Here is a 13,239-nt window from a genome sequence, read left to right as displayed (position 1 = left end):
TTACGGATGGTAACGTGGGGAGTACTCATGCTGATTGGTCTGCAAAAAGCAGTAATAAATTCAGAACTTCAGAATACCGTCAAGTCCCGAAAAAAGAAAAATCAGGTGCGGAATGACGGTTTTATCTATTGCCGTACTGTTTTTCTGTTCAGGCACATTTGCCGCCAGTTCTTTGCTGGTGTGGCCGATTTACCAAATCATCGAGGCACATAACAGCAGTTCAGCGCTATGGCTGGAAAACAGGGGGTAATAACACCGTGGGTTTGCAAATTCGCATTATGGCCTGGCGTCAGATGCAGTATGAAGATCGCTACGCCGATCAAACCGAAGTGATACCCACACCGCCCTTCATTAAACTGGAACCGGGTCAGCGTAGCATGATCAGGTTAATGCGTGTTGCCTCGTCATCAACAACGCAGGAACGTGCTTTCCGTATCGTGATTGATGAGATAGCCACACCTTATCTGCCGCAAACCAATAACGCTCCCTCTGGCGTTCAATTCCAGATGCGTTATCTGTTGCCATTGTTTCTACGGGGCTCAGGCCAAGATAAGCCTAATACTGTGGCGGCTCCCTTGCAACTGCACTGGCGCATTGCACCGGTCGACGGAAAGCCCTACCTCTATGTGCGTAATGAGGGCCAAACGCATGCCCGCCTGAATAATGTGTTTTGGTCCACCTCACCGCAAGGAAAAGGGCCTCGTACCATCATCAGTGAGGGATTTTTAGGGTATGTTCTGCCGGGCCAGGAAATGCGCTGGCCGCTTCCGGCATCAGCGGCGACCCCCGGCGCAAATGCCATTCTGTATACCCATTTAACGGATGCCCCTGACCCTGTCGTTATTACTCGCTGCTAAGCCTGATGTCAGGAAGGTTGAAGCATTTAGCACGGCGTGTTTGCCCAAGCGTATTCCTGTTTGCGGGGGGCGTTATGCTGTGCGCATCGACCGTGTTTGCCGCCGAGAAGTTCGGCGACTTACCGCCACCGCCTACCGCTCCCCCCGCTCAGCAACAAGTCCTTTATTATCTGACGCTGGCGGTAAACGGATACAGCGATAATCTGGTCGTTCCCGTTAGCGTCAATGGCGATCGCTACGCCGCGGACGCCAGCGAACTCGCCCGCAGGCACATAAAACTGCCCGCCAGCGCCACAGGACAGGTAGAGATCAACGCGCTGCCCGATGTGACGGTGTTCTATGACAGCCAGGTGCAGCAGCTCCAACTGACAATACCTACAGAGTGGCTGCCACAGCAGCAGCTCAACGCAGGTGATGGCAGCGGTACACCGCGCCTGTCTGCACGTAGCAGCACCGGCCTGCTGTTTAATTACAACCTGTTTTATACTTCACCGCCACAGCAGGGCGACACGATGAACGCACTGATGGAACAGCGCCTTTTCAGCGACTACGGCACCTTGTCCAACTCGGGGCTGTGGGTGATAAAAAGCCTCTACACCGACGATGGCAGCCGCTATCGTCGCTACGATACCTATTGGCGCTACAGCGACAGTGAGCAGATGGTCAGCTACCAGCTTGGCGATCTCATCAGCAACTCGCTGACCTGGAGCCAATCAGCACGTATGGCGGGTCTGCGCATGGGACGTAATTTCAATCTGCGACCGGATATCGTCACCTATCCCATGTTGCAATGTGCAGGCTCTGCTGCGGTACCCAGCACGCTGGATCTGTTTATCAACGGCTTTAAAACCAGCAGTATGGCGCTCAACTCCGGCCCGTTCACCCTGACCAATACGCCCTATCTCAACGGTGCGGGTGAGGCGACAATCATTACCACCGATGCACAAGGGCGACAGATTGCTACCAGCGTGCCGTTTTATGTATCCAACACTCTACTGCGTCAGGGGCTTAGCGATTTCGACCTCTCCGTTGGCGTGCTGCGCCAAACCTACGGGCTGGGGCAGGATCGCTATGCATCAGATCCCGCATTCAGCGGCTTCTATCGCTATAGTGTCACGCAGAACCTGACGCTCGCCGGCCATGGTGAAACGGTGCGTGACCTCTCCCTGCTCGGCGCAGGTGCAGACATGGCCGTGGGGCGTTGGGGTACGCTCAGCACTGCCTACAGTCACAGTGAACGGGACGGACGCGGACAACAATACGTCTTCGGCTACTCCTACTATGGCAATACCGTGGGGTTTAACGTTCAGCATCAGCGCCGCACGTTGCGCTATCAGGATCTCAGCACTTACGCTACACCGGGGAACATGAGCAAAGAGAGCCTGCAAACCACCCTGAGCAGCATGTTATTTGGCCCGGCAAACGGCACCGTCGGGATTGGCTATTTCGCCATTACCCCATTTAACGATCCGCGCACTGAGTTAGTGAATCTTTCCTATACGCGGCAGCTCTGGGGCAACAGTACGCTCTATCTGGCGGCCAATAAAACGCTGGGCGATCGCTGTTACAGCGCACAGATTCAGGTGATTATTCCCTTTGGCAACAGCGATACATTCAATACCAGCATGCAACGTAACAACCAGGGAGAGAACCTCACGACGTTGGGTGTGACGCGCACCCTTCCCCTCGATGGCGGTTTTGGCTGGAACCTGGCCTACAGTGCAGGCAACGATCCTTATCATCAAGGGACGCTCAGTTGGCGCGATCCGTATAACCAGATACAGGGGGGCATCTATGGCAACGAGGGGAGCCAAACGCACTGGGGAGAAATGAGCGGCTCGGTAATCTATCTGGATGGTAGCCTATTCCCCAGCAACCGCATCAATGACGCCTTTATTGTGGTCGATACGCAAGGCTATGCCGACGTGCCAGTGCGCTACGAAAATCAGTTAGTTGGCTATACCAACCAGCAAGGACGGTTGCTGATTCCGTGGGTAACCTCCCACTACCCGGCGAAGGTGGAAATCGATCCGCTCGCTTTACCACCTGACGTAGACATCTCGGGCGTTGAAACCCGGTTAGCCGTGAAGGAAGGCAACGGCACGTTGGCCTCGTTTGCCATTAAAAAGGTGCGTTCAGCCAATATCGCGCTACGAAACAGCAGCGGTGAAGCGCTGCGCGTTGGCACCTGGATTACCGATGAAACCAGCGGCAACACCACCATCAGTGGCTATGACGGTTTGGTCTACTTCGCCCATTTAGGTATTCACAACCGCCTGTCGTTTACTCAGGAAGATGGCCGTCGTTGTCACGTGCAATTTTCACTGCCAGAGCAGCAATCCATGCCAGCACGGATTGGCCCGCTGACATGCCAATCCGATAACCAAGGATAAAAAATGCGTATACTTTTCCCGTTCTTCTCACTTGTGCTGCTCGGTTTCAGTTATGCGCCAGTGATATGGGCGCAGTGTCGTGTGCCCAGCACTTCATCTTCGCTTGGCAGCGTCAGCTCGATCACACTTAACGGTGCATCGCAGACCTCTCAAGCCAGTACTGGTTTTAACTGCGACGCGCCCACGCTGTCACTGGCAGGCACCAACCGCGTCATTGAGACGTTCGGCGCCGGGAATAACGCCTCCGCTGGCCTGCGTCAGTTAAAACACACTACGAAAAGTGACGTTCTGCCCTATACGCTTTGCGTCGATCAAAGCTGTAACAACATACTCGCCGTTAATGGCTCATACACCTGGAATAATCAGACACTCTTGGGGTTATTAGGGCTGTTTACCGGCCCAAACAACACCTTGCCGCTGTGGATAAAAACAAGCACTGGTGCCGTGCTTTCTGCCGGCACTTATACCGATGTCATCGCCATTAACTGGGACTATCGCGTTTGCGATATTGGTGCATTCGATCTTTGCCTGTACTATTTCGGCACACCGACTTCCAACATCACGCTAACGCTGACTGTCACCAACGATTGCCAGATTAGCAATACCAACAATATCGAGTTTGGCAGCGCAGCCTTTCCCTCCGCCTTCACGGCTATCAACAGCAGCTTAGGCGTGCGTTGTACTAAAGATGGTGCTTACAGCGTAACGTTAACCAGCACGCACCCTGACGATGCCAATTGGCGTCGGATGACCGCCAGTGTTTCCGGTACCAATTACTATCTGCAATATCAACTTTATCGCGCCGACAACAGCGCCTGGACCGAGAGCAACAGCCACGCGGGCACCGGCACTGGGGCGACGCAAACCATTCCCCTTTACTGCACGCATCAACGCAAGCCAGGCCAACAAACCGGCCGGAAGCTACAAAGATACGGTGAGCGTGGCGGTGACCATCAATTGATGCCCTTCCGGCTGATGCCGGAAGGGGGAAAGATTAAGGATGAAAACGCGCCGCATTTTCCCGCATGGTCAACAGGCGCTGACATGGGGCAAAACGGGGGCCATACTGATGTTCGAACGTTTCCAACGTTTTGACTACTGCATCAATACCCAAATGATCCATGTAGTGGAACGGCCCTCCCAGGAACGGTGGAAAGTCGATGCCAAATACAGCACCGATATCACCGTCACGTGCGCATTGGATCACGCCTTCATCCAGACAGCGCGCCGCCTCGTTTAGCATCATCATTACACAGCGTTGCGCCATCAACGCAGGATCAAGATGGGCTTTTGGCGTTACGCCCAACAAGGGGTAAATAGCGCTGTCCACCTCACGCGGCGCGCGCCAGAAACGGCGCTGGACGCCATAACGGTAAAAGCCCTTGCCGTTCTTACGCCCTTTGCGCCCATCCTGCAAAATGGCCTCGAAAGTGGCTGGTGCCTGAAACCGCTCGCCCCAAGCCGCCACCAGTATTGGCACTATCTTGGTCGCCACATCAATGCCCACTTCATCGAGCAGGGTTAACGGGCCAACAGGGAAACCAAAACGCACCAGCGCGGCATCCACGGTTTCCACTGGCTCGCCTTCCAACAGGCAATAAGCAGCCTCATTGATATAGGGAGCCAGAATACGGTTAACATAAAATCCGGCTTTATCGGCCACCACAATGGCGGTTTTCCCCTGCTGGCGCGCAAAGGCTACCGTGGTGGCGATGGTTTCAGGGCTGGTCCCTGAATGGGGAATCACTTCCACCAACGGCATTTTGTCTACCGGGCTGAAATAGTGCAGACCGATGACCAGCTCAGGGCGCTGCGCCCGTTCGGCGATCTGATGTATGGGCAAGGAAGAGGTGTTGGATGCGAACAGGGTTTCCGGGCGTGCGTACTGTTCAATATCTGCCACCATGCTCTGCTTGAGCGCCAGATCCTCAAACACCGCCTCGACAACGATATCGGCATATTCAAAACCGTGATAATCGGTGCTGCCCGAGACCAACGTCATCAGGCGCTGGCGTTCCGCTGGTTTCATACGTTTGCGCTGCACGCGTTTACTCAGCAATTCCCAACTGTAACGCAGCGCGTGGTTGATACCTTCTTCGTTGATATCCTTGATGCGCACCGGAAGCTGCGCGCGCTGGGCAGTGACGCAGGCGATACCGCCGCCCATCAATCCACCACCGAGCACACCGACACGGTGTATTTCACGCAGTTCAGCAGACGCTCCCGCCTGCTTTTTCAACGCATTGGTGGCAAAAAACAGGCTACGCAACGCCGCTGAAGCTGGCGTCATCACCAGTTTGCCAAACGCGCGCGCTTCCTGTTTGTACCCTTCGGCCAGTCCTTTATCCATACCCCGCCGTACCACCTGAATGATACGATCGGCCGCAGGATAGTTGCCCTGAGTTTTGGCGCGCGTCCTCTGCTTCACCACTTTAAATAACACGTGGCGCACTGGCCAGCTGTTCACCAGACGTGTGCGCCAGGGCAGTACCGGCTGCTGCCGCTTCCCTTTTTTCAGCAACGCAGCCGCCGTTTCCAGCAAAATACTGTTGGGAACGGCATCATCGATCATCCCCAATTTCAGTGCCTGTCGCGCTTTTACCGAGCGCCCCGTCAAGATCAAATCCAGCGCGCGATCGACGCCAATCAACCAGGGCAAACGCTGAGTCCCACCCGATCCCGGCAGTAGGCCCAACTGCACTTCCGGTAATCCCAGTACCGTTTTGTCATCCAGAGAGCAGACACGATAATCGCAGGCCAACGCCAGCTCAAACCCGCCGCCAAGACAAGGGCCGTGGATCGCCGCAACCAGAGGAAAAGGCAAGTCACCAAAAGCGGCAAATGTCTCCTGCCCTTGCCGCGCCAGCGCTTCCGCTTCTTCTGCCCGCGTGCAGGCATCAAGCATAGTGATATCCGCGCCCACAATAAACGAGTCGGGCTTACCCGATATCAAAATGACGCCACGCAGTGACGCATGTTGTTGCGCCTGACGAAGCACCGTTTGAACTTGTTCCGCAAAGACGCTTTTCAAGGTATTCATCTTCTCGCCCGGCACGTCCATGGCAATCACGGCAATATTATCGGGCCGTATAGAGAGCGAGAATGCCGAGGGGCTTGCCGTCATGTTATCTGATGCCGTCATCTCATCCGATGTATTGTCGATACTGTGCGCGTGTTTCATGGTGTGACCTCCAGAACCATTGCCGCCCCCAGTCCCCCCGCTACGCAGGCAGTAACCAGCCCAAACCCGCCCCCGCGCCGCTGCAACTCATGCAGGGTCTGCGTAATCATTCTGGCACCCGTGGCCGCAAACGGATGACCGTAAGCAATCGAACCGCCCAGCACGTTGAATTTATCCATGTCCACGTCTCCCAATGCCGAGGTGCGCCCCAGTTTATCCCTTGCAAAATCAGCGCTGGCGAACAGCTTGACGTTTGCCAGCGTCTGCGCCGCAAACGCTTCGTGCATATCAATCAGCGTAAGATCGCCGAGGCTAAGACCCGCGCGATCCAACGCCAGCGGCGTGGCATACGCCGGTCCCAACAGCATATCTTGCTGAACACCAATGGCAGTAAACGCATAGCTTTTCAGATAGCCCAGCGGGGTTAACCCGAGGCTGCGCGCCTTTCCTTCACTCATTAAGAGTACAGCAGCGGCACCGTCAGTGAGCGGAGAGCTATTGGCCGCGGTGACAGAACCGTGCAGACGATCAAACGCGGGCGACAAACGGGCGTAATGCTCCAGCGTCGAGTCATGACGCACGTTGTTATCCTCTTTGAGCGTTTGACGGTACGGAGGCACGTAAGCGGTCATCACCTCTTGGTGCAGCACGCCTTGTTGCCAGGTTTTCGCCGCCAAGCGGTGCGAACGATGAGCAAAAGCATCCTGGTCGGCGCGGGAAATGCCGTAGGTTTTTGCCATCTGTTCAGCAGTATCTCCCATACGCAGCCCGGTGGAGTACTCGGCCACCGGGGGCGAGACCGGCAACAGATCGCGCGGACGCAAGCGTGACAGCAATTTGAGCCGTTGCCCCAACGTGCGAGCTTTACTGAGATCCAGCAGCGTCATCGCCAGATTTTTGGTTACATCGATCGGCGGCAGTGAGAACGTGTCTGCTCCGCCCGCAATTCCCACCTGCGCAGTGCCCGCCATAATGCTTTCGGCCACGTTGACTACGGACTGAAAGCTGGTTGCGCAGGAGCGGGAAACGGTATAGGCGTCGGTATGCACACACATTCCAGTGCCCAGCACAATTTCGCGCGCAATATTGGGTGCAGCCGGCATTTGTACTACCTGACCAAACACCAGCAGATCGACCCACTTGGGATCGATGCCATACCGTATCAGCAGTTCGCTCACCACCATTTTGCCTAAATCCATGGCGGGAAGGCCGCGATACGCGGTCGCTTGACGAGCGAAAGGCGTGCGCAATCCACTGACGATCGCGACCCGTTCGCCGCTCCGGGTTATCAGGGGTAACACCTCGCTCATAAACACTCCTGTAAACAGAGAATTAAGTATATGTTCTAACAGGTCAGACCTGAATAGCGTGTTAACCAGAGCATTACATTAAGCAAACCCGTTCACTACAAAATGCGAGTGCACGCTCTCTGCAAGAGGAGATGAAATCTGGAAGGGGATGGCAAGACGGCGTGTGGGTGCAAGAAAAGGGAACGAGCACAACGTGCGGCGCGCTGCACCGCACGTTATCACCAGGAGGCTTAACGCAATCCCAGTTGGAAAATCAGCGTTTCAGCCTGGCAGCTGAACGTGAAATCGATATCCAGCTGTACGCCACCGTTGACGTCAGCAAAACGACTGTCGATCTGGCACGGTTCAGATTCTACTGCACGGACTTTTTCCGTCAGCGCCGTCAGCGTGGCCTGTGCGGCAGCACGGTCAGCAAATACTTTGCTGTAAGATGCCGTGCAGTCGGTGTTGTCCATTACAGTACCGACATCCACGCAGCAGCAAGCGGCGGTTTCTTCAGCAGAACATTTATTTATTGCGTTTGTCATGATGCTTTTCCTCTACGGGTAACGATCTGCCCGGGCAGATTTGATACGGTTCAAAAATATCACTTTTCCCGCTATTTTACTCAGCAGACCCATCAAGCACTAGAACTTACTGCATGTAAGGGCATTTAGTGATCAAACTCACATCGTTTTGTTATTATTAGGTAAATTAACCCACCGCAGACCGCGCTTTTCTTAACGAATGTGTTAACTGGATCTGGTTTTTACATCAATATGGAAATATTTAGAACACAAACTTGAAACATTTTCATACTCCCCACTTATACTTTCGCCAACTGGTCTGATTTGTCAGTCCACCTGCGCCCCCTACAATGCGCGTCCCTTGTTACGGTATGTAACAAAGTCAAATAACAAGTACACGATGAGGTTTTGGTCATGAGCCAGAAAAACCTGTTTAAACACTCCGCAGTAGCGATAACAGTGGTACTGGTTTCAGCACAAGTTTCCGCCGCAGGCTTCCAACTCAATGAATACTCTTCATCCGGGTTGGGGCGTGCATTTTCTGGCGAAGGTGCCGTGGCCGATAATGCGACATCCGGCAGCCGCAACCCCGCCACCATGACAATATTCGATCGCACCACGGTTTCTGGTGGCGTGACGTATATTAATCCGGATATTGATATTATGGGCAAGAGCGCGTCAGGCGCTGATGCCAGTGCCAAAGACATTGCACCGCACGCCTGGGTGCCAAACATGCACTTTATCATGCCGTTAAATGACCAGTGGGCGATCGGTGCATCAGCTACCACCAACTATGGGCTGGCGACGGAGTTTGATAATAACTTTACTGCCTGTTCCATTGGTGGCAAGACTGACTTGCTGACGTCTAACCTAAACCTGAGTGCAGCCTACCGCCTGAATCAGCACTTCAGCTTTGGTCTGGGTGTCAATGCCGTGTATGCCGATGCAACCATCGTGCGTCATCTTGGCGAAGCATCCGCAAGTGTCCCAACGACTCGCCCATCCACCGAGCTTGCGCGTTTGGAAGGCAAAGAGTGAGGCTATGGTTGGAACGCGGGTATCCTTTATGAAGTGGATAAAAATAACCGCTTTGGCTTTACCTATCGCTCCAAGGTCGATATCGACTTCAAAGGCGATTACAGTAACCAACTTCCCACGTTTGTAACGGGTGGGCTTAACGGTGCAACCATTCCAGGTAAATTGACATTAAACCTGCCTGAAATGTGGGAAATTTCCGCTTACCACCGCGTTGCTCCGCAATGTGCGGTGCACTACAGCATGGCGCTGACCAGTTGGAGCACCTTTAAAGAGCTAAGAGCGACCAACAATAACGGCAACACGCTGTTTGAGAAACAAGAAGGTTTCCGCGATGCCTACCGTCTGGCTATCGGCACCACCTATTATCATGACGATAACTGGACCTTCCGTACTGGTATCGCCTTTGATAACAGCCCGGTTCCTGCCGATAAACGCTCCATTTGCATTCCCGATCAGGATCGTTTCTGGTTAAGCGCGGGGACAACCTATGCGTTTAACAAAGATATGTCCGTGGATGTCGGCGTATCCTACATGCACGGTAAGAGCGTTAATATCACCGAACACGCACCGCTGAGTTTTACCGATTATAATTTTAGTTCCAAAGGCCGCGCCTGGCTCTACGGCGTTAACCTGAATTACACCTTCTAATCGCCAATAGCGATCTATACAAAAGGCCGCTAATGCGGCCTTCAGACTGATGACGAAGTCACTCCCACCGTCATTCCCACCCACGACTGTCATTCCCGCGAAGGCGGGAATCTCTTACCGAAGAAACGCGTTTATTCTCACAGAGATCCCCGGCTTTCGCCGAGGATGACAGCGGGTAAAGTAGTACTGTATTACTCCGGCTTCACTTCAATGTAGTTCAGGTGCAGCGTGTCGCTGGTGTAACGGCGGATCTGGTTGGTAAGATCGATATCGCCATCCAGTTTTTTGCCGTAAGAAGGCACGATCGCCTTCAGTTTGCCCTGACATTCTGGCGTTGCCACTTGCTGCTTAAACACTTTCTCCAGCAGACTCAGCATGATCGGTGCTGCGGTTGACGTCCCCGGAGAAGCGCCCAGCAGCGCAGCGATAGTGCCATCCTGCGAGCTGACGATCTCGATGCCCAACTTCAGTACCCCGCCTTTATCCGCATCCTTCTTGATAACCTGAACCCGTTGTCCGGCAACCGCCAAGCGCCAGTCTTCCTTTTTGGCGTCGGGGAAATACTCTTTCAGCGCCGCGAAACGATCGTCATCATCCATCATCACCTGTCCGATCAGATATTTAACCAGATCGAAATTATCCAGCCCGACATGCGTCATCGGCATCAGGTTTGACAGCGTGACAGAGCCCGGTAGATCCCACAGTGAACCATTTTTCAGGAAATTGCTGGAGAACGTGGCAAAAGGACCAAACAGCAGCGCAAGTTTACCGTTAAAGATACGCATATCCAGATGCGGCACGGACATCGGCGGTGCGCCCACGGAGGCTTTGCCATACACTTTTGCCATATGGCGTTTTACGATGTCGGGATTGTCGGTGACCAGAAACTCCCCGCCCACCGGGAAGCCACCATAAAGATCCGCTTCAGGGATACCGGATTTTTGCAATAACGGCAACGCCGCCCCGCCTGCGCCAATAAAGACGAACTTGGCATTGATAGCATGCTCTTTCTCACCGTCCTTCAAATCCGCATAGATAATGCTCCAGGTGTGGTCCGCATTACGCTTTATCTCGCGAACTTCTGCATTCAAGCGCAGTGAGAAGTTGGTTTTGGTCTGCAAACCGGAAACCAGCTGGCGTGTGATTTCACCGTAATTGACATCGGTGCCAATCGGCATGCGCGTCGCAGCCACTTTCTGCTCCGGATCGCGCCCTTCCATCACCAACGGTGCCCAGGATTGGATCGTGGCGTGATCGTCACTGAACTCCATACCACGGAACAACGTACTGTGCTGCAACGCTTTATAACGCTGGTTCAGGAAGGCAGTATTCTCATCGCCCCAGACAAAGCTGATGTGCGGCACGCTGTTGATAAACAGATTCGGGTCGTGCAGCACACCATTCTTGACCTGGTAAGACCAGAACTGACGCGAAATCTCGAACGCTTCGCTGATCTCAACCGCTTTACTGATATCTATAGCGCCGTCGGCTTTTTCAGGCGTGTAGTTCAGTTCCATAAAAGCCGAGTGGCCTGTGCCCGCGTTATTCCAACCGTTGGAGCTTTCTTCGGCAACCTTATCCAGACGCTCAACCATCGTGATTGACCAGTCGGGTTGCAGTTCCTGAAGATAAGTCCCAAGGGTGGCACTCATGACACCACCACCGATCAGTACCACATCGGTGGTTTTTGCAGTATCCGCTGTACTTTCCGCCCATGCGGGCAACGCGGCGGTTCCCGCCAGATTCAGGCACAAGACCAAAGCCCGTAGTTTTTTCATACTTCTATCCCTCTGTTTATTCTAATTTTGTTGTTGCAGGTGAATCGCTACTCCAACCATCCCGAACGTGCGTCATTACCACACGGCAGCCAGGCTTCGTGTAAAATGCGTGTTACAGCGCACATCCGCACAACATTATTGTTACAAAGACAGTGAAAATAAATTTTTGTAATTAAATAAAAAATAACAATACAACTATTATTGATTAACAAGCAGTGGGAACACCGTACTGGCTAGGGTTATTGCAGTGTTTTATTTCGGATGAATGGACATAAAGCAAAAGGCACCACCGGGTGCCTTTTTACGTGTGATGCCAGAGAAAGGGCTATTTGGCAGGTGCAGCGGGAACCGGTTCAGGCGCATCGATCTCCTGAAGAGAATCTTCGATGGCAGCGGCGTTCGGGTTCTCTTGTGGAGCCAGACGGCCACCGCGCGCCAGGAAATCATGCCGTTGGAAATAGGCCTCGCGCACCATCAGATAAGAATCGGACGAGTTTCTCAGCAGACCATCCGAATCCAGCAGTTGTGCTCGCGTCTCTACCCCTTCCACGAACCATTTACCAGCGGAAGGAGAGAACGTCAGGTAACTCAGGACCGGATAGAGCGTATCAACCATGTCACCGCCGTCTTCACGCAGCGTCGCGCTGCCATAACCCGGCAATACCACATACGGACCATAGCCCACGCCGTAGCTTCCCAAGGTAGTACCGAATCTGCGCGGTTCTTCTTTTGCCAGCTTCGGATTCGCCACCGAGGCAAGATCGAATAATCCCCCCATCCCCAACAGAGTGTTCAGGAAGAAGCGGTTAAAGTGGATCATGGCCTTATAAGTATCGCCCGACACAAAATAGTTTGCCATCGAGGCGGGTTCTTCCAGGTTACTGAGGAAGTTACTCAACCCATTACGCGCGGGTTTCGGCACATAGTCACGCCAGGCAACGGCTACCGGCCGGACGACATACGGGTCCAGCACATTGTAGTTAAAGTTGAACATGGTGCGGTTGAATCCCTCAAGTGGGTCGGAACGCCCTTGGGTTGTTTTATCCGAAGAGCTGGCGCACCCAACCAGCATGACACTGGCCAGCACCACCCCACTCAAACGGTTATTCATAGTGATTCTCCCTGATAAAATTGCGTTTCGCCCACATTACAACCCTATAGCATATCCCCGATCCGTCTCAACGCGTTGATGGCGAAGAGCGCATTCGGACAAGAAATAGGCGTTGGTAGTGTAACATTTTATTGCGCTTCATCGAGGAAAGCTAACGTAATAGTGCTTATTAATGCGTGTGTTACTGAATTAGCAAGCCAAAAAACGGGTTTTTATGACGCAGAGACTCAGATCCAATGCCCTGCACACGGACATTCTTCACACTTTTTTGCCACCGATTGACGGGATATTAATGGCTTTGTTGAATAAATCAGAACTTGTAACGACTGTGCCCCATCGGGTCGATTGTTACGTGATGCGAATACTGTTCGGCATTCCTAATAGCGTGATCCGGTTAAGCGCTTTGACCATCGCCAT

Annotated in this window: 9 protein-coding genes and 2 pseudogenes; 5 read left to right on the top strand and 6 right to left on the bottom strand. The window is 53.4% G+C overall.

Features of this window, described 5'->3' with window-relative positions:
- Positions 1-112: 112 nt before the first annotated feature.
- The 4 genes from ACTBDZ_RS09490 (at position 113) to ACTBDZ_RS09475 (ending at position 4,345) form a co-directional block, all read left to right on the top strand.
- Entirely contained in the window at positions 113-250 is a 138-nt protein-coding gene (locus ACTBDZ_RS09490; RefSeq protein WP_438815132.1) for a hypothetical protein, read from the top strand.
- Between the two features lie 7 nt (positions 251-257).
- On the top strand, positions 258-857 hold the full coding sequence (locus tag ACTBDZ_RS09485) for a fimbrial biogenesis chaperone (protein ID WP_438815131.1): 600 nt from the start codon (positions 258-260) through the stop codon (positions 855-857).
- Between the two features lie 74 nt (positions 858-931).
- Complete coding sequence (locus ACTBDZ_RS09480) at positions 932-3,250, top strand: fimbria/pilus outer membrane usher protein (RefSeq protein WP_438815130.1); 2,319 nt, start codon at positions 932-934, stop codon at positions 3,248-3,250.
- Positions 3,251-3,253: 3 nt separating this feature from the next.
- Positions 3,254-4,345 (top strand): Csu type fimbrial protein, encoded by a 1,092-nt coding sequence (locus ACTBDZ_RS09475; protein WP_438815129.1) that lies wholly within the window; start codon positions 3,254-3,256, stop codon positions 4,343-4,345.
- Here ACTBDZ_RS09475 and fadJ read toward each other — a convergent pair.
- From fadJ to ACTBDZ_RS09460, 3 genes are all read right to left on the bottom strand, one after another.
- Entirely contained in the window at positions 4,245-6,431 is a 2,187-nt protein-coding gene (gene fadJ, locus ACTBDZ_RS09470) for a fatty acid oxidation complex subunit alpha FadJ (RefSeq protein ID WP_438815128.1), read from the bottom strand. The genes ACTBDZ_RS09475 and fadJ overlap by 101 nt on opposite strands.
- Positions 6,428-7,741 carry an acetyl-CoA C-acyltransferase FadI gene (gene fadI, locus ACTBDZ_RS09465; protein WP_438815127.1) on the bottom strand — a complete coding sequence of 438 codons (1,314 nt, stop codon included), beginning with the start codon at positions 7,739-7,741 and terminating at the stop codon, positions 6,428-6,430. Before fadI ends, fadJ begins: the two co-directional genes overlap by 4 nt.
- Before the next feature lie 230 nt (positions 7,742-7,971).
- On the bottom strand, positions 7,972-8,268 hold the full coding sequence (locus ACTBDZ_RS09460) for a YfcZ/YiiS family protein (RefSeq protein WP_438815126.1): 297 nt from the start codon (positions 8,266-8,268) through the stop codon (positions 7,972-7,974).
- A gap of 393 nt (positions 8,269-8,661) precedes the next feature.
- Here ACTBDZ_RS09460 and fadL point away from each other — a divergent pair.
- Positions 8,662-9,933: pseudogene (gene fadL / locus ACTBDZ_RS09455) on the top strand (long-chain fatty acid transporter FadL).
- 191 nt (positions 9,934-10,124) lie between these two features.
- On the opposite strand, the gene mqo reads toward fadL, so the two are convergent.
- From mqo to ACTBDZ_RS09440, 3 genes and pseudogenes are all read right to left on the bottom strand, one after another.
- Positions 10,125-11,711 (bottom strand): malate dehydrogenase (quinone), encoded by a 1,587-nt coding sequence (gene mqo / locus ACTBDZ_RS09450; RefSeq protein ID WP_438815125.1) that lies wholly within the window; start codon positions 11,709-11,711, stop codon positions 10,125-10,127.
- A 325-nt stretch (positions 11,712-12,036) separates the two neighbouring features.
- Positions 12,037-12,822, bottom strand: a complete 786-nt coding sequence (gene mlaA, locus ACTBDZ_RS09445) for a phospholipid-binding lipoprotein MlaA (protein WP_438815124.1) — start codon at positions 12,820-12,822, stop codon at positions 12,037-12,039.
- A 348-nt stretch (positions 12,823-13,170) separates the two neighbouring features.
- Positions 13,171-13,239 (bottom strand): annotated as a pseudogene (locus tag ACTBDZ_RS09440) (surface-adhesin E family protein); the annotation flags it as partial.

It is taken from the genome of Symbiopectobacterium sp. (assembly GCF_051710365.1).
Classification (GTDB): domain Bacteria; phylum Pseudomonadota; class Gammaproteobacteria; order Enterobacterales; family Enterobacteriaceae; genus Symbiopectobacterium.
The sequence above is the reverse complement of the archived record's forward strand: the minus strand, read 5'-3'. Positions and strand labels throughout refer to the sequence as shown.

Excerpts from the sequence above, each read along its gene's own strand:
- ACTBDZ_RS09490 (WP_438815132.1), top strand. The coding sequence starts at position 113 with ATGACGGTTTTATCTATTGCCGTACTGTTTTTCTGTTCAGGCACATTT.
- ACTBDZ_RS09480 (WP_438815130.1), top strand. The coding sequence starts at position 932 with ATGCTGTGCGCATCGACCGTGTTTGCCGCCGAGAAGTTCGGCGACTTA.
- ACTBDZ_RS09475 (WP_438815129.1), top strand. The coding sequence starts at position 3,254 with ATGCGTATACTTTTCCCGTTCTTCTCACTTGTGCTGCTCGGTTTCAGT.
- fadJ (WP_438815128.1), bottom strand. The coding sequence starts at position 6,431 with ATGAAACACGCGCACAGTATCGACAATACATCGGATGAGATGACGGCA.
- fadI (WP_438815127.1), bottom strand. The coding sequence starts at position 7,741 with ATGAGCGAGGTGTTACCCCTGATAACCCGGAGCGGCGAACGGGTCGCG.
- ACTBDZ_RS09460 (WP_438815126.1), bottom strand. The coding sequence starts at position 8,268 with ATGACAAACGCAATAAATAAATGTTCTGCTGAAGAAACCGCCGCTTGC.
- mqo (WP_438815125.1), bottom strand. The coding sequence starts at position 11,711 with ATGAAAAAACTACGGGCTTTGGTCTTGTGCCTGAATCTGGCGGGAACC.
- mlaA (WP_438815124.1), bottom strand. The coding sequence starts at position 12,822 with ATGAATAACCGTTTGAGTGGGGTGGTGCTGGCCAGTGTCATGCTGGTT.